Origin of the sequence: Colwellia sp. Bg11-28 (assembly GCF_002836245.1) — a bacterium.
Lineage (GTDB): Bacteria > Pseudomonadota > Gammaproteobacteria > Enterobacterales > Alteromonadaceae > Colwellia > Colwellia psychrerythraea_A.
Window position 1 is genome coordinate 150578 of the sequence record NZ_PJBA01000003.1, and the last position, 25148, is coordinate 175725.

Annotated in this window: 18 protein-coding genes; 9 read left to right on the forward strand and 9 right to left on the reverse strand. The window is 38.1% G+C overall.

Annotation, left to right across the window (positions count from 1 at the left end; all coding sequences use genetic code 11):
• Positions 1–210 precede the first annotated feature (210 nt).
• The 4 genes from glnA (at position 211) to glnG (ending at position 5055) form a co-directional block, all read left to right on the forward strand.
• Complete coding sequence (gene glnA, locus CXF79_RS03600) at positions 211–1617, forward strand: glutamate--ammonia ligase (protein ID WP_011041261.1); 1407 nt, start codon at positions 211–213, stop codon at positions 1615–1617.
• Between the two features lie 246 nt (positions 1618–1863).
• A complete protein-coding gene (locus CXF79_RS03605) occupies positions 1864–2382 on the forward strand; it encodes a DUF4124 domain-containing protein (protein WP_011041260.1) in 519 nt (172 codons plus the stop codon).
• 160 nt (positions 2383–2542) lie between these two features.
• Positions 2543–3658: a nitrogen regulation protein NR(II) gene (glnL, locus tag CXF79_RS03610; RefSeq protein ID WP_101153986.1), complete on the forward strand. Its 1116-nt coding sequence runs from the start codon at positions 2543–2545 to the stop codon at positions 3656–3658.
• Positions 3655–5055 (forward strand): nitrogen regulation protein NR(I), encoded by a 1401-nt coding sequence (gene glnG / locus CXF79_RS03615; RefSeq protein ID WP_011041258.1) that lies wholly within the window; start codon positions 3655–3657, stop codon positions 5053–5055. The genes glnL and glnG overlap by 4 nt, the downstream gene beginning before the upstream one ends.
• Before the next feature lie 79 nt (positions 5056–5134).
• Here the strand turns inward: glnG and CXF79_RS03620 are convergent, their stop codons facing one another.
• Together CXF79_RS03620 and CXF79_RS03625 are read right to left on the reverse strand one after the other, a co-directional pair.
• On the reverse strand, positions 5135–5515 hold the full coding sequence (locus CXF79_RS03620; RefSeq protein WP_011041257.1) for a MerC domain-containing protein: 381 nt from the start codon (positions 5513–5515) through the stop codon (positions 5135–5137).
• A gap of 168 nt (positions 5516–5683) precedes the next feature.
• The gene (locus tag CXF79_RS03625) at positions 5684–6691 is read right to left on the reverse strand and encodes a TIGR03899 family protein (RefSeq protein WP_101153987.1); all 1008 of its coding nucleotides are present in this window, start codon (positions 6689–6691) and stop codon (positions 5684–5686) included.
• A 438-nt stretch (positions 6692–7129) separates the two neighbouring features.
• On the opposite strand from CXF79_RS03625, the gene CXF79_RS03635 reads away from it, so the two are divergent.
• From CXF79_RS03635 to fadA, 3 genes are all read left to right on the forward strand, one after another.
• Positions 7130–9352, forward strand: a complete 2223-nt coding sequence (locus CXF79_RS03635) for a bifunctional diguanylate cyclase/phosphodiesterase (RefSeq protein ID WP_101154028.1) — start codon at positions 7130–7132, stop codon at positions 9350–9352.
• A gap of 555 nt (positions 9353–9907) precedes the next feature.
• Complete coding sequence (gene fadB, locus CXF79_RS03640; RefSeq protein WP_101153988.1) at positions 9908–12076, forward strand: fatty acid oxidation complex subunit alpha FadB; 2169 nt, start codon at positions 9908–9910, stop codon at positions 12074–12076.
• A gap of 15 nt (positions 12077–12091) precedes the next feature.
• Complete coding sequence (fadA, locus tag CXF79_RS03645) at positions 12092–13252, forward strand: acetyl-CoA C-acyltransferase FadA (RefSeq protein WP_101153989.1); 1161 nt, start codon at positions 12092–12094, stop codon at positions 13250–13252.
• Between the two features lie 79 nt (positions 13253–13331).
• Here fadA and CXF79_RS03650 read toward each other — a convergent pair whose 3' ends face one another.
• From CXF79_RS03650 to CXF79_RS03675, 6 genes are all read right to left on the reverse strand, one after another.
• Positions 13332–14255 carry a manganese-dependent inorganic pyrophosphatase gene (locus CXF79_RS03650; RefSeq protein WP_101153990.1) on the reverse strand — a complete coding sequence of 308 codons (924 nt, stop codon included), beginning with the start codon at positions 14253–14255 and terminating at the stop codon, positions 13332–13334.
• 148 nt (positions 14256–14403) lie between these two features.
• Positions 14404–15801: an NAD(P)/FAD-dependent oxidoreductase gene (locus CXF79_RS03655; protein WP_101153991.1), complete on the reverse strand. Its 1398-nt coding sequence runs from the start codon at positions 15799–15801 to the stop codon at positions 14404–14406.
• Positions 15802–16248: 447 nt separating this feature from the next.
• On the reverse strand, positions 16249–17073 hold the full coding sequence (locus tag CXF79_RS03660) for a helix-turn-helix transcriptional regulator (RefSeq protein WP_101153992.1): 825 nt from the start codon (positions 17071–17073) through the stop codon (positions 16249–16251).
• A 119-nt stretch (positions 17074–17192) separates the two neighbouring features.
• Entirely contained in the window at positions 17193–18596 is a 1404-nt protein-coding gene (locus CXF79_RS03665) for an APC family permease (RefSeq protein WP_101153993.1), read from the reverse strand.
• Positions 18597–18604: 8 nt separating this feature from the next.
• Positions 18605–20026: an aldehyde dehydrogenase family protein gene (locus CXF79_RS03670; protein WP_101153994.1), complete on the reverse strand. Its 1422-nt coding sequence runs from the start codon at positions 20024–20026 to the stop codon at positions 18605–18607.
• A gap of 158 nt (positions 20027–20184) precedes the next feature.
• On the reverse strand, positions 20185–21558 hold the full coding sequence (locus tag CXF79_RS03675; RefSeq protein ID WP_157825831.1) for a DUF3422 family protein: 1374 nt from the start codon (positions 21556–21558) through the stop codon (positions 20185–20187).
• Positions 21559–22073: 515 nt separating this feature from the next.
• Between CXF79_RS03675 and CXF79_RS03680 the strand changes: the two genes are divergently transcribed.
• Positions 22074–22262: a hypothetical protein gene (locus tag CXF79_RS03680; RefSeq protein ID WP_011041246.1), complete on the forward strand. Its 189-nt coding sequence runs from the start codon at positions 22074–22076 to the stop codon at positions 22260–22262.
• 249 nt (positions 22263–22511) lie between these two features.
• On the opposite strand, the gene speB is transcribed toward CXF79_RS03680, so the two are convergent.
• Positions 22512–23468: an agmatinase gene (gene speB / locus CXF79_RS03685; RefSeq protein ID WP_101153996.1), complete on the reverse strand. Its 957-nt coding sequence runs from the start codon at positions 23466–23468 to the stop codon at positions 22512–22514.
• 950 nt (positions 23469–24418) lie between these two features.
• On the opposite strand from speB, the gene CXF79_RS03695 reads away from it, so the two are divergent.
• Positions 24419–25027 (forward strand): PEP-CTERM sorting domain-containing protein, encoded by a 609-nt coding sequence (locus CXF79_RS03695; protein WP_101153998.1) that lies wholly within the window; start codon positions 24419–24421, stop codon positions 25025–25027.
• The last annotated feature ends 121 nt before the right edge of the window (positions 25028–25148 follow it).

Genomic DNA, 25148 nt, shown 5'->3' on the forward strand with positions numbered 1-25148 from the left:
CACAGCAAGCACCACTAAGGTGCAACAAAGTTTATGAATAGAATAAAAAAGCTTATTAATCAATGACCTTCCTCTTGGCACGATTTTAGCTATTAAACGAATAATAATAGATGAATAATGATAATAACCAACCTTTATAACTTCATCCGTTTTACGACTTACTGAATTATTTACAACATTTTATACAATTAACCCCAGTGGAGAGACACAATGTCACAAGCAGTATTCGACTTAATTAAAGAACACGACGTCAAATTTATTGACCTTCGCTTTACTGATTCAAAAGGTAAAGAACAGCACATTTCTATTCCTCATCATCAAGTAACTGAAGACTTTTTCGAAGATGGCAAAATGTTTGATGGTTCATCTATTGAAGGCTGGAAAGGCATTGACGAATCTGACATGGTTATGATGCCTGATGCATCAACAGCGATCCTAGACCCTTTTACTGATGCTGTTACTTTAAATATCCGTTGTGATATTTTAGAACCAAGCACAATGCAAGGTTACAGCCGTGATCCTCGTTCTGTTGCTAATCGTGCTGAAGAATATCTACGTAGTACTGGTATTGCCGATGATGTATTAGTTGGTCCAGAACCAGAGTTCTTCGTATTTGACGATGTACGTTTCCATACTGATATGAGTGGTTCTTTTTATAAAATTGATGATAAAGAAGCGTCTTGGAACTCAGGTACTGAATACGAAGAAGGCAATATGGGTCATCGTCCTGGTGTTAAAGGCGGTTATTTCCCTACAGCTCCAGTTGATTCATCACAAGATTTACGTTCAGCTATGTGCTTAGTTATGGAAGATATGGGCTTAATTGTTGAAGCACATCACCATGAAGTAGCTACCTGTGGCCAAAACGAAATTGCTTGTCGCTTTAATACACTGGTTAAAAAAGCTGATGAAGTTCAAATTTATAAGTATGTTGTTCATAACGTAGCACATGCTTACGGTAAAACAGCGACTTTCATGCCTAAGCCTTTAGTTGGTGATAACGGCACTGGTATGCACGTACATATGTCTCTTGCTAAAGATGGTGTTAACTTATTCGCTGGTGATAAGTACGGCGGTTTGTCTGAAACAGCGCTTTACTACATTGGTGGTATCATCAAACATGCTAAGGCATTAAACGCGTTTACTAACCCTGCGACTAACTCATACAAACGTTTAGTTCCACATTTTGAAGCACCTGTTATGCTTGCATACTCTGCACGTAACCGCTCTGCATCAATTCGTATTCCACTTGTACCATCACCAAAAGCAATGCGTATTGAAGCACGTTTCCCTGATCCTGCATGTAACCCATACTTAGCTTTCTCTGCTTTATTAATGGCGGGTCTTGACGGTATTAAAAACAAAACTCACCCTGGCGATGCTATGGATAAAGATTTATACGACTTACCAGCAGAAGAAGCCGCATCAATTCCACAAGTAGCAACATCTCTTGATGACGCACTTGATAATTTAGAAGCAGATTTTGAATTCTTAACCGCTGGCGGCGTTATGGATAAAGATATGATTGATGCTTATATTGCTATTAAGCGTGAAGAGTCTCGACGTGTAAACATGACTACTCACCCGTTAGAGTTTGAACTTTACTACAGCGTTTAATCTCGCTTAGCTTCACTTTGAAGCGCTTTACGGTCAATAAAAAGCTCACTTAGGTGAGCTTTTTTATGTTTACAACCAAAATAAAAATCACAATTTACTTACATTCCACTCACTAAAGTCACTTATTGATAGAAAAATATTAAAAAACATTTTTTTGTATAAACTATAGATATATACTTAAATTAGCCTACATTATGGAATGATGTAAATATTGACTACCCAAAGCACAGGGAAATATAAGGAACTATGATCAAGTTATTACTATTTATACTACTAGGCGTCACCTTAGCTGCTCCTGTACACCCAAAAACAGCCAAAATTTATGTATGGCGTAATGAACAAGGTGTATTGGTTTTTTCTGATTCTCCAATGCCTGGCGCTGAAGAGGTAAAAACTAAACCTGGTAATATCATTCAATCAAGTACCTCTCTTGATACTGAAGTACTCGATATCACTCCTCAAGAAACGGTAGAAGAATACGAAATAGCGATAAGTACCCCTAAAAATAATGCCACTATACGTGATAACACAGGCTCCATATATATTGGTGGAGGTATCAAGCCAAGATTTAAGCCTGGATTAGAAGTACAATTAGTACTTGACGGTAAACCCCATCAAAAGCCTCAAAAGCACTCTATGTTTTCACTAAGAGATATTGATAGAGGCGAGCATAAAATAAAAATGTTACTACTAGATGAAAAAGGCAAGGTTATTGCATCATCAGCATCAGTAACGTTTTATATGCATAGAGCTTCAACAAACTAGGTTAACATCCATTACTTTTAACCCCTTGCTATTAAAGAGGTATAAAAGAGTTAGCACTTTTGTTCCAAGCAAAATTAACACTGCAAATAAAACCTTTCTTTAGTAAACTTAAATTGCACGCACCAAAACGGTGCATGAAATTATCTTCCTAAGGGTTTTTATGCATAGCCGTAGTTATATACAAGATCACAAGTTGTCTTACCAGCAATCACTTGCCAATCAGTTGGTGACTGCTGTAATTATTCTCAATGAAAAACTCTCCATCGTTTATGTGAACCCAGCCGCTGAAGCACTATTAAATAAAAGCTTGTATCGTTTATTCAATACAGAATCTGAAATGATTTTTGCTAATACCAGTATCAATCGCTCACGTTTAATACAACTGCTTGCCACCGGTCAAGAATTTACAGATTGCGACATTGTTGTAGAGCTAAATGAAAGCCACCGATTTACGGCAGAAGTAACCGCGTCTTCAGTCGAGTTTGAAAGAACTCCCCATGTATTGCTCGAATTCAAACAAATAGATCAACAAAAGCAAATTAGCTTAGAAGTTTTTCAACATCAGCAATGGCTTGCTGCACGTGATCTTATTAAAGGTCTGGCTCACGAAATTAAAAATCCGCTTGGGGGGTTAAGAGGCGCAGCACAGTTACTTAGTAAAGAAGTGACTAGTGAGCAACAAGAATATACCAGCATGATCATTGAGCAAGCTGACAGATTAACTAACTTGGTTGATCGTCTATTAGGTCCAAACCAACTGCCCCAAATGCAGGCACAAAATGTCCATGGCATACTTGAGAAGGTATGCCAATTGGTCGGCTATTCAAATGGACAAAAAATTCATTTGTTACGCGATTATGATCCCTCACTTCCTACGGTTGAATGTGATCAAGAAAAACTGCAACAAGCAGTGCTTAATATTGTTAACAATGCTATTCAAGCCATTGATGAAAAACACAACATAACCCTACGTACTCGAATTGCTAGTAATAGAACCATTCATGGCAAACGAATCAAGTTAGCCATTGAAATTAGCATAATTGATAATGGACCTGGTATCCCCACTAAAATTCAAGACACACTTTTTTATCCTATGGTCTCTGGCCGTTCTAATGGTACAGGGTTAGGTTTATCTATTTCACAAACACTAATAAATCAACACCAAGGTAAGCTATCGTGTCATAGCCGCCCTGGTCATACTGAATTTACAATTCTACTGCCATTAAAACAGCAACCTTTAAATCGAGCACCTTTATCACAAGAGAGTACATTATGATCACCGAACAAGTTTGGATAGTTGATGACGATAGCTCAATTAGATGGGTACTTGAGAAAGCTTTTGCTAATGCAAATATAAGTTGTGCTGCTTTTGAAAGTGCTGAAAATTTATTGATTGCATTAGAACATGGTCAACCAGAAATCATTATTTCTGATATTCGTATGCCAAATATCGATGGAATGGAGTTATTAAAAAGGTTAAATAAGCAACATTCTCATATTCCTGTGATTATTATGACAGCTCACTCTGACTTAGACAGCGCTGTTAATGCCTATCAAGGTGGTGCATTTGAATACTTGCCTAAACCATTTGATATTGACGAAGCCATCAACTTAAGTAAACGTGCCCTCACTCATGCAAGAGAGCAAAATGAGAAAAATAAAAATCAAAAAGATATACCTTTAGCCGTCGGCCTAATTGGTGAAGCCCCCGCCATGCAAGAAGTATTTCGTGCTATTGGTCGCTTATCCCGCTCAAGTATTAGTGTGCTAATTAATGGTGAATCAGGAACAGGTAAAGAATTAGTTGCTCAAGCGCTTCATTCTCATAGCCCTCGCGTAAATGAACCCTTTATTCCGTTAAATATGGCCGCCATCCCAAAAGATTTAATTGAATCTGAATTATTTGGTCATGAAAAAGGTGCCTTTACCGGAGCTAATGCTATTCGACAAGGACGGTTTGAACAAGCACATGGAGGGACTTTATTTTTAGATGAAATTGGCGATATGCCATTAGACATTCAAACTCGTCTGTTACGTGTACTGTCTGATGGTCAGGTTTATCGTGTTGGCGGGCATCTACCCGTTCAAGTCGATGTACGGATTATTGCCGCTACTCATCAACATCTTGAGGAACGTGTGAAGAAAGGTGAATTTAGAGAAGATTTATTTCACCGGCTCAATGTTATTCGTATTCATTTACCTAGCCTTAGAGAACGAAAAGAAGATATTCCACAGCTGAGCCAGCACTTTTTAACGCAAGCAGCCAATGAACTAAGTGTTGAGGTCAAAACATTAAGTAAAAAAGCAAGTAACTTCCTCAATAACTGCCATTGGCCTGGGAACGTTAGACAATTAGAGAATATTTGTCGTTTTTTAACGGTTATGGCAAGTGGTCAGGAAATTCTTATTGAAGATTTACCTAATGAATTAGTTGAGAAATCAACATCGTTGAAGAATGATTCAAATGCATGGCAAGACGTACTAAGTACTTGGATGGACCAAGAACTAGCACAGGGGAAAGATGCCATTTTAGATTATGCTCAGATTGAATTTGAAAAGATAATGCTTGAACGAGCGTTAATATTTACTCAGGGTCATAAACAAGATGCAGCCAAAAAATTAGGCTGGGGTAGAAATACCTTAACGAGAAAATTGAAAGAATTTGATAAGTAATACCAATTTGACTAATTGATTGATCCGACTGGTATAAGAAGAAATTGAACGAACTGTTAGCTAACTTTCGATAAGGAAGTTAGCTACTGCAAGTTTCATCATCACATTGTTTACAGCTATTACATAACTTAATATTAATGAAATGGGCTGCAATAATAAGACTTGCGCCGCCAATAATAAAAAACGGTTCTAACGCTTCAGAAAAGTCATGTTTAATCCAATATAAAGTCACGCCCAAATAAAGCAAATAGAAGGGATACAAACGTCTGTGATAACGTTTAAAACCAGAAAATAATGCGATAGTACCAAGAGCCGCAGTCATCAGAAGAAAAACATGTTCCCAAGCATGATCAGCTAAAAAACTTAACCCAAGCAAAGGTAGCATTGGCAATATAATAGGTAATAAAATGCAATGTAATGCACATAAGGAAGTTGCTGTAATGCCTATTCTATCTAACATGTTTATTCCGCGAATCTAGAGTAATTTACTGTTAACTGGCCAGCGTTGACCTTCAAAGTGAGATAATATCACAATTGATATAATATAACATTAGTAAATTTACGCTAAGGATGCAAGTGAGGGTTCTTCATACCTCTAGGACGTGCATCTACTAAAAGATTCTGCTATTTAATCACTATTAACTGCAAAGTAATGAGTTAACATATTTTTTAAATGATCAAAAAACTCATCATTGCTTTTATCACTAATCAGATGAGCAAGCTCCGCTCCTAGCGGGGTAAACTTATAAAACTGTAAACAAACATTTGATTTTTTTGCAGTTAATTTTAATGGTAAACCATTGTATGTAAATTGCAGAGAGTCGTCCTTACTTAATAAGCTAGACTCACTTTCTTGCAAATAGATAAGATGATTTTCTGATAACGCAAGTAGATCCGCATAATTCAAACCATAGTGACTTAAGTTACAATATTGCTGTCGCTGCTTAGAGAAAAAATTGAACAGACCTGGTTGTTGATAAGCACCAGTGATTAGCCTAATATTTTTCTTATTGGGATCTTTTATCGCTAATGAGCAAGCTTTCGCTAATAGTTTCGCATCATAAATACTCATATCTCGAAAAACTTGCAAAGCCTTGAATGAAAAAGACCCAGGTTTAGTGAGTTCTCCTGCTAAAATCTTTGCCCACAAATCTTGCATGGTCGGATTACTGACTTCTTCAGATAACGCAATATAGCGACTGAACCAGTCATGATCTGTTCTTTGCCCGATTTCAAAACTTGCACAATAACCAAGCGTTTTCTGCATAATATTTTCGATATTTTGCTGCTTGCGTAATTGGCTCAGTCTTGCTCGCTTCACAGTGCGATCTTCAATGAGCATTTGTTTTTCTTCAGGTAACAAAGCGCCATCAATAACAAATCTTTTAGCGAGCTTCAAAAACTGTTGAGAGACGCCGGCTTCTGTTGAGTTTTGAGTCGATTTATTACTCTTTACTATGGCAGTATTATCACCGTCTTTATTAACATCCTTTTCAAGTATCACAACATCTGATTTGTCTTTACTCACTGTATTACCTCCCTTTTTAGTACCCTTAAAATAAGCAGAAATATTCCACTTGATGCCTATACCCGTTCCACTTGAAGATGCTCGTTTCAGGAATTCTGAGCGACTCATAATCAAGGCGCATTTTTTTATTAAGGGTCATCCCTTAAAAAGAAAGATAACGCAGAGTATGATTTGCTTAGCCTTCTCCAAAGGACTGGTTTAGAAATGCTTTATGTTGCGTTATTGATTTCGACAATAGAATAACTATTCTAGTCAATCAATGCCTTGCCTAAAGGCGTTTCTAATTCCAGCTGAATCATGCATCTTCAAGTGGAATGGGTATATACGTTTTAACACACTATGTCAAAAGCAAGGCTAACGATACATGATTAAATTCAATTTATTATAACCCAGTAAAATAAAACAAATAAAATATGACCAAACAGGTTTCATTATCACGCCCAATGGTGTAAAAAAGTAGTACTGAGTTATAGTTAAGCTCAATACAATAAATTTCAATTTTAACTATTTATATTCCCAGATAATATGCTTAGTTATGAGGGCGGTATGCAAGCATCAGAAAATTCCCATGATGACTTTTTATTCATCGATGATAGTGATGAAGACGAGATTTTAGCGTTTGGCAGTAATGAAACTTGGCAAGTTCTAATTGTTGATGATGATCCAGAGATTCATTCAGTGACTCAATTAGCATTATCAGATCTGGTCGTATTAGGACGTCGTCTTGAGTACTTACATGCTTATTCAGGTAAAGATGCTTGTCAACTAATTGAAAATAATGATGACATTGTTCTAGTACTACTCGATGTAGTTATGGAAACTGATGATGCTGGCTTAAATGTTGTCAAATATATCCGAGAAACATTACAGCGAAAAGATATCCGCATTGTTTTACGTACCGGGCAACCTGGCTATGCCCCCGAAGAAAGTGTCATAAAAGAATATGATATCAATGATTATAAGACAAAGACCGAGCTAACTCGTCGAAAGTTAGTCACTACCGTTTTTGCCGCTATTCGCTCTTTCCAACAAATAGCTACTGTCAATGAGAACCGTCAAGGTCTTGAGAAAATAGTTTCTGGTGCTACCGAATTATCGTCACAGCACTCTCTCCCTACTTTTAGTCAAAGTGTTTTATCCCAATTAAGAACCCTCATAAGTGATGATATATCTGCAGTTTTTTGCGCTAGAGGCCAAGGTATTATTGATAATATTGATGACTTGAGTTTTTATGTTTTAGCACAAATTGGCTTTGATGATAGCTTACTGAACCAAAAAATTGATACGTTAGAAGATAACCAAGCGAACAAACAAGTAAAAGCGTGCTTCTTACAACAAAAACATCAATATCTTGATGATAGCCTTGATCTTTATGTTGCTAAAGGTGATTACCGTGCAGTCATTCATGTCAGGCTTTCTAGCCCGTTAACCGAAATCCAAACTCAACTATTGAATGTATTTTTAACCGGAGTCGCTGTAGGTTATGAAAATGTCCACCTATTTCAAAAGCTCACCAATGCGGCTTACAGAGATTGGTTAACTAACTTACCGAATCGTCTTGAATTTGTGCGCTTACTTGATAGTTTTGCTCAAAATGATTGTAAAAATACGGTTGCAGCCTTAATTGATATAAATCATTTCAGTGATATCAATGATGCCTTAGGACAAGATATTGGCAATAAGCTGCTATCTGCTGTAGGTCAACGAATTCAAAGTATAGGTTCTGACTGCCAACTGGCACGAGTAGGTGCTGACGTTTTTGGCATTATTGGTCCGGCCGATTGTTTAACCCCTGAAAGTTTAATCGCTTTATTCCACCAGCCTTTTGCTGCAGGTGAACAACACCTTCCCATCAATGCTTGTTTTGGTTTATGTACTAAAGAACATGCTCAAAGCAGCGGCGTACAAGTATTGAATCAAATTAATATTGCGTTGAATATTGCCAAAAAGAATCGTTTAGAACATTTTGCTTATTATCACTCAGATATAGAAGATCAAATGCAATGGCGCCTAAACATGATTCGCCAACTTCGTAATGATTTTGGAAATAACTGTCTTGAACTCTGGTATCAACCACAATTATCATTAACTACTGGTAAAGTTATTGGTGCTGAGGCCTTACTTCGCTGGCGAACTGCTGATGGTAAATTTGTTTCTCCTGCTGTTTTTATTCCTTTAGCTGAATATTCAGGATTAATTATTGAAATCGGAGACTGGGTTATTAGTCAGGCATGTAAGCAACTAAAAATATTAGAAGAAAATTTCTCTGAGCTTAGTATTTCAGTCAATGTCTCTATCCCACAGTTTAGACAAGATAATTTTGTCGATAATATAATAAACACAATGACTCAGCATGGAATTAAGCCAAACAAACTTGAACTAGAAATTACAGAAAACATTTTAATGGATGAGCCACAAATCATCATTGATGCGCTAACCAAGTTAAAAGCTCAAGGAATAAGCATAGCACTCGATGATTTTGGTACTGGCTTCTCTTCATTAAGTTACTTGCAAAAATTGCCTCTAAATCGCCTAAAAGTTGATCGCGCTTTTGTCACCGATATTAATAAAGAAGGTCAGTCAGTTATTGCTGAAACTATTATTAATTTAGGTAAAAAGATGCAACTAAAAGTCATTGCTGAAGGCATTGAAGAAATTGAACAGCAAGAGCGTTTAATTGAATTAGGTTGTGATGAGGTACAAGGTTTCTATTATGCTAAGCCAATGCCGGCAGATGAGTTCATCAATTTTTTACATCAACAAAGTTAATTCTTCCAAATATAAATTGTAGTCCGCTCAAAAACGATAAAATTTATGAAAGCACTCCCCTAAGTATGGGTGGAGTGCTTTTTTTTTGCCTGTTATTAATCGCTATACCCAAGCTCCTTGATAATGCGTGTTTCAGAGTTACTCCGGTGAGTCAGCACAAAGTACACCAATGTAGGAATGCTTATTGCCTTTCAAATTGATGTTACGCTGTGATTACTTACCTGAGAAACTCCCTACGGGCGGGTTTTAAATGGCCAACTACCGCACTATTTATAATAACCATAGAATGACTATGCTTAAGATAAACACCTTGTATTTGACCATTTAAACTCCCGCTGAAATCATGTATTTCCAACGAGTTTGGGTATATACAAAGAATAAACATACACACAATTAAAACACTTGTTTTAAATTCATTGCATTTCACTTTTTTTCAAGGCACACTCAGTCAGCTATTATTAGTTATCTACGTTTTTTTAGAGTGCAGAATGGCACTAAAAAATCTAGATTAATCATCAAAACATCAACACCACTTTTAGGTGAAGGAGACAAAGCATGATATATCAAGGCAAGAGCCTTTCAGCCCAATTACTCGAAGACGGCATTGTAGAATTTAAGTTCGATGCTCAGGGTTCAGTAAATAAGTTTGATCAAGCAACTTTTGAAGAATATATAGCCGTAGTGGCCGCAATTAATAACTGCAGTGAAGCTAAAGGCGTAATAGTTACTTCAGGCAAATCAACATTTATTGTTGGTGCTGACATTACAGAATTTTTAGTTTCATTTAGTCAGCCAGAAGATGCCTTAGCATCTTGGGCAAAAAAAGCCTCAGACGTTTTTGACTCATTTGAAGATATTCAATTACCCACTATAGCCGCTATCAATGGCATCGCTTTAGGCGGTGGTTGTGAAATGACGCTGGCATGTGACTACCGAGTTGCAGCGACTACTGCCAGTATCGGACTGCCAGAAGTTAAACTAGGTTTGATGCCTGGTTTTGGTGGTACTGTACGACTACCTCGACTTATTGGTTTTGATAATGCGGCAACTTGGATGTCTACAGGTAAAGCATTCAAACCTGCAGCAGCACTAGCACAAGGTGCTATTGATGCCGTTGTAGAACCAGAAAATTTACAAGCTGCTGCTATTAGCATGCTTAAACTGGCAATTGACGGCAAACTAGATTGGCGCGCGAAACGCCAGCCGAAATTGGAAGCATTAAAGTTATCGCCGACAGAACTCATCATGTCATCAACTACCTGTAAAGGTATGATTGCCGCTAAAGCGGGTAAACATTATCCAGCACCAATGGTTATGATAAATACATTGATTGCTAGTGCTAACTTAGATCGCACTGGTGCAATGGCTGCTGAGAATACTGGTTTTGCTAAATTAGCGAAAACTGATGCAGCAACAGCACAAATTGGTTTGTTTATGGCAGACCAAGTGATTAAAGGCAAAGCTAAGAAAGCAAGTAAACTTGCGACAAAAGCTGTCAATAAAGCGGCTGTATTAGGTGCTGGTATTATGGGTGGTGGTATTGCATACCAATCAGCTTATAAAGGCACCCCGATCATTATGAAAGATATTAATGATCAAGCACTTGATTTAGGTTTAACAACCGCTACGGGCATTTTAACTAAACAAGTTGAACGTGGTCGTATGAATGCTAAGAAAATGGCAGGTGTATTAAACAACATCACTCCATCTTTAAGTTATGACAGTGTTAAAGACGTAGATATTGTTGTTGAAGCGGTTGTAGAAAACCCTAAAGTTAAGGGCATGGTTTTAGCTGAAGTTGAAGGTGTGATCAGTGAAGATGCGATTCTAACGTCAAATACTTCTACTATCTCGATCGATTTATTGGCACAAAGCGTAAAACGTCCACAAAACTTCTGTGGTATGCACTTTTTCAACCCTGTAAATAAAATGCCATTAGTAGAAGTTATTCGTGGCAAAGATACTTCAGATGAAACGGTTGCGGCAGTCGTGGCTTATGCCGCTAAAATGGGTAAATCTCCGATTGTTGTTAATGACTGTCCTGGTTTCTATGTTAACCGTGTTTTATTCCCATACTTTGCTGGTTTTAGCCAATTAGTACTTGAAGGTGCTGACTTTACCGCTATCGATAAAGTAATGGAGAAACAATTCGGTTGGCCAATGGGCCCTGCCTATTTACTTGATGTTGTTGGCGTTGATACTGCTGATCACTGTACAGGTGTTATGTCATCTGGTTTCCCTACGCGAATGAAAAAAATTGACAATGACCCTGTTAGCACTCTTTATGCTAACGAGCGCTTAGGTCAAAAGAACGGTAAAGGCTTTTACGATCACATCAAAGACAAGCGTGGTCGTCCAATGAAAGTTCCAGCTCCTGTTGCTTACGAGTTACTTGGTCAACATTGTGCTGATAAAAAAGACTTTAGCAGCGAAGAAATCATAGCTCGAATGATGATCCCTATGGTTAATGAAGTGGTTCGTTGTTTAGAAGAAGGTGTAGTTGATACTGCAGCTGAAGCCGATATGGGCTTAATCTATGGCGTTGGTTTCCCTCCATTTAGAGGTGGTGCAATTCGCTACCTAGAAACTCTAGGTTTAGATAACTTCATCGCAATGGCTGATAAGTATACTGATTTAGGTGAAATTTATCATGTGACTGATGGCCTTCGTGAAATGGCAAAATCAGGTAAATCTTACTTCACTACCGATGTTAAATTAGCTTAAGCCGAGGAGAATAAAATGAACGAAGTTGTAATTGTAGACTGCATACGAACTCCAATGGGTCGCTCTAAGGCCGGTGTTTTTCGCAATGTACGTGCTGAAGCACTATCAGCACACTTAATGAAACAAATTTTAGTACGTAATCCTGCATTAAACCCAGAAGACATTGAAGATGTTATTTGGGGTTGTGTGAAGCAAACTAAAGAACAAGGTTTTAATATTGCACGTAATGCATCATTACTTGCTGGTTTACCAAAGTCCATTGGTGGCGTTACGGTAAATCGCTTATGTGGCTCTTCTATGGAAGCGTTACATCAAGCAAGTACTAGCATCATGTCAGGACAAGGCGATGTATTCCTTATTGGTGGCGTAGAGCACATGGGTCACGTACCTATGATGTATGACGTTGATTTTGATCCAGCACTGAATAAAAATATCGCTTTAGCCTCTGGTAACATGGGCTTAACGGCTGAGTTATTAGGTAAACAACACGGCATTACGCGTGAAATGCAAGATGCTTTTGGTGCGCGTTCGCATCAAAAAGCGCATGAAGCACACTTGGCTGGTCGTTGGGATAATGAAATTGTTGCAACACAAGGTCATGATGCTACTGGTGCATTAACATTAGTAGAGCACGATGAAGTTATCCGCCCTGAAACAACGGCAGAAAGCTTATCAGCATTACGTCCAGTATTTGACCCTGCAAACGGTACAGTAACTGCCGGAACTTCATCTGCGTTATCAGATGGCGCTTCAGCAATGTTGGTTATGTCTGCTGCTAAAGCAAAAGAACTAGGTTTAACACCACGCGTTAAAATTCGTGGTATGGCTGTTGCTGGTTGCGATCCTGCGACCATGGGCTTTGGTCCTGTTCCTGCTACCAAGAAAGCATTAAAACGTGCCGGTTTATCTATTGCAGATATTGAGTTATTTGAATTTAATGAAGCTTTTGCTGCACAAGCCTTGTCTTGTGTTCGCTCATTAAAAGTGGAAGATAAAATGGATAAAATTAACTTAAATGGTGGTGCTATTGCATTAGGTCATCCTTTAGGTTGCTCAGGTTCACGTATCTCAGGTACGTTGATTAACTTGATGGAAGGGCAAGATGTTAATATTGGTTTAGCTACTATGTGTATCGGCTTAGGTCAGGGTATCGCAACAGTATTTGAACGTGCGTAATATTTAATTATCGCCATAAAAAAACCCAGCAATTGCTGGGTTTTTTATTGTCTTAAATAAATTAATCCGTTTGCTATAACTATTTAAGAAGAATTTCTTGCAGTGGTGGTACAACTTGCTTTTTACGGCTAAGTACACCGTCTAACCAAGCTTTACCATCTGTTGGTGTAACACCAAATGCTTGCTCAGCTAACGTATCGCTATCGCTGGCAATTAAAAGCTCTGAGCCTTCTTTCATGATATCAGTTAATAGTAGGAAAACACTGTGACGGTCACCCTCAGCTTTTAACTCAGCAATATCAGCATATAACGCATCTTTAATGTCATCAAAAACGGCTAAATCAATAACTTCAAGTTGGCCTATGCCCACTTTTTTACCGTTCATATTGAAATCTTTAAAATCTCGTTTTACTAGATCTCTAACAGGAGTACCTTCAACAGCAGATTTTACTCTAAACATGTCCATGCCAAGCTCTTTAAAATCTTCAATACCGGCAATCTCAGCTAATGCTTCTACACATTTAATATCTGCAGTTGTACAGGTTGGTGATTTAAAAATAACGGTATCACTTAAAATGGCACATAACATTGCACCCGCAATATTTTTCGGGATCTCAACATTATTAAAATCATACATCATCTTGATGATTGTATTAGTACAGCCTACCGGGCGGACCCATATTTCAAGCGGTGTAGACGTCGTTAAATCACCAAGTTTGTGGTGATCAATAATACCTAAGATAGTCGCTTGATCAATATCATCAGGAGCAAGTTCAATATCACTGTGATCAACAATATAAACACCTTCGCCAGCATAGCTAGTTTTTAGCTCTGGCTGTTCAAAGCCAAACTTGTCTAAGATAAACAGTGTTTCAGGGGTAAGTTCACCTAGACGAGCAGGAACAGTTTCCTCGCCTAAAGTGGTTTTCAAATATGATAATGCGATAGCTGAACAGATAGAATCTGAATCAGGTATTTTGTGTCCTACAACGTAATTGGGCATAAAAGTGCTCTCCTTAAATTATTCCATTCTACCAAAATAACTATGGATTGTGTATGCTCATCACGCAGTGCTTAACGATATATTATAACTTAAATGATCACCTAGTTCAGGTGATCACAGTCGCGCTTTAGCGTTACTTATAAATAGCTTAAGGTTTTAAAGGGAAGCCCATTTTATCAACAAGGGTTAACCAAGGTATTCTCCAGCCACCTTTTGCATCACAGGTATCTAATGCATACATAGTGATCTTGGCACCAATCCAACGAAATGGCTCAGGTGGGATCCAAGCAGGTACTGTTTTGGCAAATTCTAAATTACGCTCGGGAATATCAACATCGTCAACAATCGCCAAAGCAACGCGAGAGGCAAAGCGACTTGCGGTAACACCAAACCCAGAATAGCCGCCCGCATAGATCATTTTTCCACCGTGATAATACTGATAATGCACCGCCATTCTGGTTGTCAAAGCAATAGGCCCACTCCACGCATGCGATATTTTAATATCTTTTAATGCGGGTAGCGTTTTGTATAACATTCCCACCAGTTTAATAAATGGCTCAGGGGTTTTATCATGTTCAGGATCGGTATCGTTATCAAAAAAGTAACCTAAACGGCCACCAAATAAGACACGATTATCCTTTGTTAAGCGCATGTAGTTTAACTGCGTTCGAGTATCGTAAATACCTTGTCTATTTTTCCAACCTAGCTCGGCAAGCTGCTCTTCAGTTAGCGGCTCAGTCATCACAATACGATCACGAATGGCCGCTACACGTGTACTGATTTTCTTTTTATGTTTAGTGAATGCGTTGGTCGCTAAAATAACTTTATTCGCTGTAATACTGCCTTCAGGCGTATTAATAAAAACTTGTTGTCCTCGCGTTTTACTTGTCAGCATAGGTGTATTTTCATAAAACACTACGCCGAGATCTTTTGCAACGCGTTTTAGGCCCCAGGCCATTTTTGCAGGATGAATAGTTCCTGAGCGTTTTTTAGACCAAAGACCTCCCTCAAAAAATGGAGAGTTAATCTCTGCTTGAATTTGTTTTTTATCTAATAAATGGGCATCGTGACCAAATTTAACGTACAGCTCATGTTCACCTTCAATATCGTCAATGCCATGTTTCCCGACGGCAACCGTTAATTCACCTGTCCATTCAATATCACAATCAATACTGTATTTTTCAATGGTGTCACGGAACTGATCCATATTCTCTTTACCGAGACGTTCCAACTCTTCCATGTCATTTTTGAATAAACGGTTAGAGTTTTCCATACCGTGCATTAGCGAAGTAGATAAAATAGCACCTGGACGACCTGATGCGCCAATTGCAGCAGTATTGGCTTCTATCACAACAATTGCTCGATCAGGGTTTTGTTCTTTGGCTTGTACCGCCGTCCACAAACCAGTAAAACCACTACCAACAATCAATAAATCGGTGGTAATCGCTGTTGTGAGATGAGCTTCAGCAGCTGGACGATCTGGATTGTCTAACCAAAAAGGGGTGAATTTCGTGTTTTCTAATGCTAGTTTAGCTTGGTCTTGCACAGTACTAACTCCTCTATAATATTACATTGGTGTGAGCATCTATACCCGTTCCACTTGAAGATGCATGATTCAGCTGGAATTAGAAACGCCTTTAGGCAAGGCATTGATTGAAGAAAATAGTTATTCTATTGTCGAAATCAATAACGCAGCATAAAGCGTTTCTAAACCAGCCCCTTGGGGAAGGCTGAGTAAATCATACTCTGCGTTACATTTCTTTTTAAGGAAAGCCCTTAATAAAAAAATACGCCTTGATTATGAATCGCTCAGACTTCATGAAACGAGCATCTTCAAGTGGAGCGGGTATATAACAAAGTAAGTTATTTATAAAAGCCTTACTTTTATAAATACTCCTCGTACACACCATCTTAGTTTTATAGTACTAAGTTAACCTGATGAGAGTTTTTAGATACCCCCTAAAAGGTAGCTAATAAAATTTATTGGTGGGAGTTATTGTCCATCGACATAAAAAGATAAATGATCGACATCTTTGTCTAATGACTCTGATTGTAAAATATCAATAAACAAGGCTAATAGTTCTGACTGGCTTGATAAAAAGGTTTTGCTATAAATATTTTTTTTATGCATTTTTACTGTTTCGTAGCCAATGGTCATAATAGTGCCAATGGCTTTTGTGGAATGCCCTTGTAGCAATAGTTGGCATACCTGATATTCTTTCTTGGTTAGGATGTCTTTGCCGAAATTAAGCAGTACATTTTCAACATTTGAGTGGGTAGTTTCGCTGCTTTCACCAATCATAGCCAAGTGGCTATTACATAGGTTTTGAATGGGGGTTACTAACTGAGCAAAAAGTGTTTTATCCAAAGACGAGAACTTCTCACTATTGCCAAATCGAGAGATATCAAGGTGTAAACAATTATCCTTATCTATCGGAAATAGATAACCTACCTCATCAGTCAGTGATAAAAAATTAAAGTAAGAACTGTAACTGTTTGAAAACTCATCCGGCGCTATTTCATCTAGAGAAAAAAAGCCCTCTTTCCCTTTATCAGCAAACACTCGGTAGAAAGGATCTAGTACATATAAGCGTGTTAAATAGCGCCAAGACTCCTCACCATACAGCATGTTTTTTTTACCATCATTTCCATAACGATAATGTAACTTTGTATCTGCAGACTTATGAAATTGCAGAACAATTAGCTCATCAAAATCAAAAGTGATTTTAAAAAAGTCTTTCAATTTAGAATAAAAGTGCTCTGTACCAACATGCTGAGTTAGCTCAATTAGCGCTAAACTATATTTATCTAATTTCATAAAATGACCGCACTTAACAAAAGTTTCTACTTAATAATAGTAAAGTTTGAAATACAAACAAAACAGCGACTCAAAAGAGTCGCTGTTTCAAGCGATTACAATACCTAAACCAATATTGGTTACACTGTAGCTGTTTTCATTTTTTTCATGCCACGATAAGTAACTACTTCACCCATGATGATAACACCAATGGCACCCCATAATACTTCCCAAGCAACACCCTCGCCTGGTACATAAATAAATAACGTTATCGTTACCATTAATATGGCGGCACAAAGATAGGCGCAAGCTTTTACAAATTTAGGACTACCTGGAAATCTAAACGTGCCATCCTCTGCAATTTTGCCATTAATACCAATATGCGTTTCACGTATTTTAACAAATGCTGTACACACAGCAACGTAAGGCAACATAAAAATAACACCACTAAAAGCAAATAAAGACCAGAATAAATCTTCGTTATTACCCGCCATCACACCATATAAAATCAGTAATATTGAAGCAGAAATACCAAGTAATATAGACGCACCTACGGGTGTACCATGCTTAGATTCAACCGCAAACAATGCCGGTAATTCATCATCAATAGCCGCTTCTGCTGCTGCACGATTAGCACCCATTGCCCACGTTGCACCATTTGAGAAGAAGGTATAAAGTGCACCAACACCGAGAACAACAACGAAAGCATCACCCAATGGACTGCCACCGAAGAACTGACCTAAGGTATCCATCAAACCATCAACTACATCAACTTTATCAGCAGGTTGTGCAATTAATATCGCAGTAGTTGCTAAGATATATGCACCTACCACTACAGCAATTGATGAGAAAACAGCTTTAGGTAAATCTTTACGTGGGTCTTTCATTTCAGCGCTACTAGCACTGGCTAATTCAAAACCGAGCATACCGTAAACAACTGCAGGTAAATATTGTAAGCTCAAGCCGCCATTTTCTGTGCTTGGGATCATCGTAGCTAAGGTAAATTCATTTGCTATACCGTGCTCCATGCCATACAAGATGCCACCGATAATTAATAATGCAAAGATAATTAACTTGATCGCTGCCCCAATATTTGGGATCCATTTACCCACATTTAAGGCAACAATATTAACAAAAACCACAACCCATATCAGTACCACACCCATGATGATTTGTGCTGTTAGCGACATATCAGGCATGAATATTTGCGAGAATACGCCCGCAAAAAGAATGAAGATAGCAGGTACCCAAACGGCAACATTAGACCAGTAATACCAGCTAATTCGTGATGCCATTTTTTGGCCGTATGCCCTTTTTACCCAAGCATAAATACCGCCTTGTTCAGGGTAAGCTGATCCAAGTTCAGTACTGATAGCACCGAAAGGTACTAAAAAAAAGATAGTCAGTATTACCCACCAAAAGATAACTGTTGGTCCCATTACGGCCCCAGCAGCTAAGGTATCTAGTAATAATACGGCTGAAATACAGAATAAAAATATATCCCTTTTTCCAAGCGTTTTCTCATGTAAATGTAGCTCACTCATACTTTCCCCTAAGTTATAATTATAGACTGCACTTCAATAAACTCGCGTAATCCTTCAATTCCCCATTCACGACCATTTCCTGACTGCTTAAAGCCACCAAACGGTGCATGAGAATTGAAATAAGTGCCTTGAATATAACTTTGTCCAGCACGGATTTTTCGAGCTATTTGAAGTGCAGCATTTGCATCTTTTGCAAAAACACCTGATGACAACCCAAAGACAGTATCATTGGCAATTTTAATTGCTTCTTGTTCGTCTGAATAAGGGATCATACATAACACAGGTCCGAATATTTCTTCTTGTGCTATGGTCATGTCATTGGTTACATTGGTAAAAATAGTTGGCATTACATAAGCGCCTTGTTGTAATCGAGCGGGGATCTCTGGTCCACCGGTCACAAGTTCAGCACCTTCTTTAATACCAATATTGATATAGTCTAAAACTCTTTTTTGTTGTAAGGACGAGCTCAAAGGCCCCATGGTAACGTTTTCGTCTTGTGGGTCACCAACCACATTTTCTTCTGCTACGGCTTTGGCGATAACAATCGCCTGCTGATAAAGTGATTCAGGCACTAACATACGAGTTAATGCACAACATGTTTGACCCGAGTTAATCATGACATCTTCAACGCCATACCGAACAGCTGCAGCTAAATCTGCATCGTCAGTGATAATAAACGGAGATTTTCCACCAAGTTCCTGACAAACACGTTTAACTGTTGTTGACGCCGCTTGAGCAACTTTAATACCCGCTCCTGTAGAGCCAGTAAACGAAACCATATCAACGTCAGGGTGTGAACATAAATGCTCACCAATTTTGAAACCATAACCGGTAATTACGTTAAACACGCCAGCAGGTACGCCAACTTTGTCAAAGATTTCAGCCAAAATAAGGTCTTGCAAAGGCGTTTGCTCTGCGGGTTTAGCAACAATAGTACAACCGGTTGCCAATGCTGGACCTATCTTGCCAACTAATTGAGATAACGGGTAATTCCATGGGTTGATTAAAACACAAACACCAACTGCGGAATGACATTGCATCACGCCATGTTCTGTTGATGATTCATCAACATAAGACGCCATGTCGGCATAACCTCTAAAGGCGTCGATCGCGCCTTGCACTTGAATATCAAAAGCAAGATGTTTAGGACAGCCCATAGAGGTAGATATAGCACTCGCAAAATCATCTATTCTATTTTGCATTTCATCAGCAATAGCAGTAATTAACTGACTTCGCTCTGCTGGTGTTGTTGCTGACCATTGCGCAAATGCATATTTTGCTGCTGCTATTGCCTTATCAACATCTGCAATTGATGCACTGGGTGTTTTAGCGCAAAGTTCTGAGTTAGCCGGATTGATCACATCAATGGTGTCTTCAGTGTTTGGCAATTGCCAGTCACCATTAATATAGAGCTTGTTATATGTATACATTTTTTGATCCCGCTATAAAAATAATAACTTAGACTATGCTAGCCCTATCAAGTTAAGTACCCCCTTTAGGGGAGTACACAAACCAAACCATTCAAAACTCTATTTACAACTGTATAAATAACGAACTTATTTCATTGTTAACCAATAGATTATTTCAATCAGGGTGCAATTTTTTGTACTGCATTTTTTATCCGGCGGCTAAACATCCAGACGCTAATAAGTACAATTGGCATCAACAACGTCAAGGCTACTTCCCTATTAAATGTATAACCAAGGCTACTGCTGGCATCCAATAAATACTTGCACAGTGCCAGTACGTAATAGGTCATAATAATTACTGAAAGCCCTTCAACTGTTTGTTGTAAGTTGAATTGCATCTGCGCTCTTTTATCCATTGATGTCAGCAATGCTTGATTTTGTGCTTCAATCGCCATATCAATACGGGTGCGTAAAAAGTCACTCGCGCGATCGACTCGACTCGATAAATCATCAAGCCTACGTTTTGCCGCAAGTACGGTTCGATATGCCGGAGATAATCGTCGGTCGATAAAGGCACTAAAAGTCTGTAATTCATTAATGTCTTTTTCTTCTAATTCAGCCAACCGACTTCTTACCATTTCATAGTAAGCACTGCCTGCATCAAAGCGATAACGTGAGCTAGCGATGATTTCAGCAATATTAGCTGCCATTGATGACAATTCAGCCAGTTGTTTCTGCTCATCATTCGACGACTTAATATCTTTTTGCTTCTTGAGCAACATGGCCAATTGCGATTCCATTTTGCTGACTTTGATACTCACTTGTTGTGCAAGCGGAAAAGCCAATAAGGTCATATTTCGATAGGCTTCAATCTCTAATAGTGCTCTAAGCACGCGGCCACTTTGACATTCATTCAAACTAGTATTAACCAACAATATTCGGTTAAAGTTATCCTCATGTAACCGCAATGCACTGAGTATAATAGCCTCGCCATTATGTAATTCAGAGCCCATTAACCGCTGTCCCTCAAAATATTGACGTAAATGATCTCTTTCTAAGGTCACGCTTCCTTCACTTAACGCATCAATATGAACGGCAGCAATTAACTCACCTGATATCCCCTCAAGCCAATCAATGGGTACTAGCGCTACAGGTGGGCAGTCAAAGGGTTTCAATCCGCTGTCATGTATTAAAAAGGTGTAACTACTAAATTCTGTATGGCGCTCCCACCTAATTTCGTATTCACCCATTTTTTGGTAAAAACACGATGCATTGGCTAAAGGAGGATTGACGCTATATCGATGACATAACTCATGTAAGTGAGCTAATTCAACGGCTTGACTATCACCCTCTTGATGAAGAAAGCAAACTTGTGAAACGCGAAGCGGTACATTTGAAACAGGAAACGGTCTAGCATGTAAATCGGCATAACTTTGACTGAAATAGGCATGTTTATTCAGTTGGCCATACGCTTTATGATTCGGTTGAATAAAGATATTAGCTTTGCCTATCCCCAGTTTTTCCGGACTCTCATTCGCGGTAAAAAGTTCCAATCTACTTCCTCTTATTTTCGTCACTTAGCTTAACTAGTTCAGATCCAAGTCATCTTGGTTAGGTATCATTAAGTTAAACTAATTACTTAATAAGCGGACGCGCTCATTAACCGATTTAGTTGACCACATTGTTAAGCCAGTTCAGTCTTCACAATGCCTGCATTACTCCATTAACTCTGGCAGGATGAGTGATTACAATCTGCACTGTAATCTGTTTTATCTATTGAATAACAATTTAAGCTTATGTTAAATACAAAACAATACACGTTAAGTTTTACATCTATCAAACTTAATAGATCTTTTTGCACGCACAATCACCCATAAAAATGCCTCTCGATGAGTGTGAATTGTGTTTAAGGAGTACTTTCGTTTCAACAGATGAACTGGGTGGATTTACTAAAACGGCATTGCATTACTAACGTGAGTAATCCCCCCGTTCGGGTATTTATTAATCAAGTTACTTCTGAAATTGTAATAAGCTAATACTACACATTACGACAATAGGTAGAGTGATTATGAATAACCGTAACGAAGCAAAAACCTCTCAGGAGTTAAATACAGCAAGTAATGAAGAGAGCTTATCTCAGGAAGCTACTTTCAACTCTGATGTTGAATTCAGTAGTAACTTTGCAGTTAACTTACTTAAAAAACGCTTATATGTAGAACAAGAAGCGAATAGCTGTTACGTGCTCGGTTACAATTAATCGTCATTCAAAGTAATACTTCACTGAACAGTTCCCAGCCTTTCTGAGTCAGTGTTATACCATATAGATTCATACTCGATATCTACGCGGCACAGAACAGGCCTACTCATTACATACCCCTCCAACAGATAGAACAGTGCCTTTTAAAACTACGACCAGTAAGAATTAAGAAGAAGCAATAAGAAATAATAAAAAGGGCATATACCCTGAGGTATACGCCCTTTTCTGTAGTTAAGTCACCATTGCTCTTTATCTACGAATACAACCTGGAAAGCTACAAAGCATTTCAAAAATGAGGTTGGCTGCTAATAAGGAGGTATTACCTGAAGTATCATATGGTGGTGATACCTCAACTAAGTCAGCACCAATAAGATTAGTACCCCACATGCCACGAATGATCTCTAAGGCTTGTGGCGAGGTTAACCCTGCTGGCTCTGGTGTGCCAGTTCCTGGCGCAAATGCTGGATCAATACCATCAATATCAAACGTTAAATAAGTCGGTATATCTTCACCAATAACCTCACGCACCTCTTCCATTAAGGGAACTAACGATTTCAACCAACATTCTTCTGCCTGTACAACTCTTACGCCTCGGTCCACCGCCCATTGAAAATCACCCGCACTATAACCGGTTGCACGTTGACCAATTTGAATCATTTTTTTTGGGTCAACTAAACCTTCTTCAATAGCACGTCTGAAAATAGTACCGTGGCACTCTTTTTCACCAAACATAGAATCATTAATATCCGCATGGGCATCAACATGAACTAATGCCATCATGCCGTGCTTTTTATGCAAGGCTCTCAAGATAGGCAAACTGATAGTGTGATCGCCACCAACAGTCACTGGCTTAATATTACTCGCCATAATGGTATCGTAATGCGCTTCAATAATTCGAATAGAGTCAGCTAGATTGAATGTATTTATTGGAGTATCACCAATGTCTGCAATTTGGAAGCTGTCAAATGGCGCAGCTTTGGTATACATACCGTAAGGACGAACTAAGACTGATTCATTGCGAACAGAACGAGGGCCAAAGCGTGTACCACTTCGGTTACTCGCACCAATATCCAGTGGCACACCAACAATACCAATATCTAAGTCATTGCTTATTTCACTGCTTGGTAAGCGAAACATAGTACCTGGACCACCAAAACGTGGCATTTGATTACCGCCTAATGGCTGATTGAAATTATTATCTGTCATACTCTAACCCTCTTAAGTGCAATCCGTGTTCTTACACCTAATATTGTAAATTTAGCCTTGCTCTATTTAGTTTATTTATGAGCACGCTCTAATGCCTACAATGAATGTAGCAACTTAACGGTCATTTGGTTATACCCAAAAGAGGGTGAAAAAGTATTTTTATTGTATTATTTGAAGAATTTTAGTGGGAATACATCGAAAAACTAAGCATCAGCCCAGTATTACGTTGATGCTCGATTGGACTTAAATATCCATTTATACTGACCTAAAGATACTAATAGAACACCCTTGGAACCCTTAATAAAAAATAAAGGTAAAAAGGGCCCCAAATTACTCACCCACTTCTTCACTAACTCTGATTCCTTTTTCTTCGCTGTAAGCCTTTTAAAACAGCATTTATTATAAATTATTCATGCCATATTACTGAGAAGTTTCAGCAATAACCCGAAAGCAATATATTTAAAGTCCAATTAATTGATATTAAAGACAATAATATTATATACTATAGGGAAATCGTGCTACCAAGTAAATATGATATCTCTAGCTTATATATCTGGCCCCAAAGATAACTTACTTCAAAGAGCTATGGATAACGCTATTAGAAATGGTCAAAAACTAGGTATTGATGGTGACTTATTAGTAAATACCCGAATCGAGAGAAAAACTGAGTATAAAGAAACTGGAGATGATTTTTTAAAGTTCGTGAACGTCATGAATGTGTATTTGTAGAAGGGGATTTGGTTACAATAAAATCTAAAATCTAAAAGCTAATAAGTTATTTAAACGGACGCTAAACATAAAGGTCATGTCAGCATATTTTACAGCCTACAGTGTTAATCAGAAAAAAGACTAGATAAAACCATTTAAAACAATTGATTATGAACTTGGCGAGTTTTTTGCATTAACACTTAAATTAAAACATATTAATTAATACATATTTGGAAAAGCTTATGAAAATAATCAAATTAGCTAGCTTGTTGTTAATCTCTGTATTTGCTATGTCAGCAAATGCTTCACTTATAAGAACAGTGATTTCGGAAAATGGCGCTGGTACAAACGGCTCATGGTCTTTTGGTACTATATTCACAGTTGGTGCTACCGATCTTAATGTAACATCACTTGGAGCTTATGACTATTTAGGTAATGGTTTTTCTAGTGAGTCGATTAAAGTTGGAATCTTTGATGAAGTTTTAGGGACATTATTAGTATCAACAAATGTAAATTCTACTGATACTCTTTTAGGCTCATACCGCTATTCTTCAGTGAATTTTGATCTGCTTTCTGGTCAACAATATAGATTGGTGGCTGTTAGTGGTAATGATAACTACATTCAAAACTCTGGAAATTGGACTTACTCGAGTGATGTCACCATTGATGGGTTTGGTTATTGTTCAAACACATCAATCACCCAATGTGATAGTTTCTCAGAAAGTGATTACGGCATGGCAAATCTTCAGTATGGTTATGCATCTACATCAGTACCGGAGCCAGCTACACTTTTGATATTTGGTCTTAGCTTGGTTGGATTAAGTTTTTCAAGAAAAAATAAAAACACTTAATTACTTTAATTGCACATTTTTGATGTATGGAGGCTCTAATATTTATTGGGGCCTTTTTTATGCCTATTAAGCCAATAAAACAGGACTGTTAACAGTAGGTTAGATTTCGCTTCGCTCCATA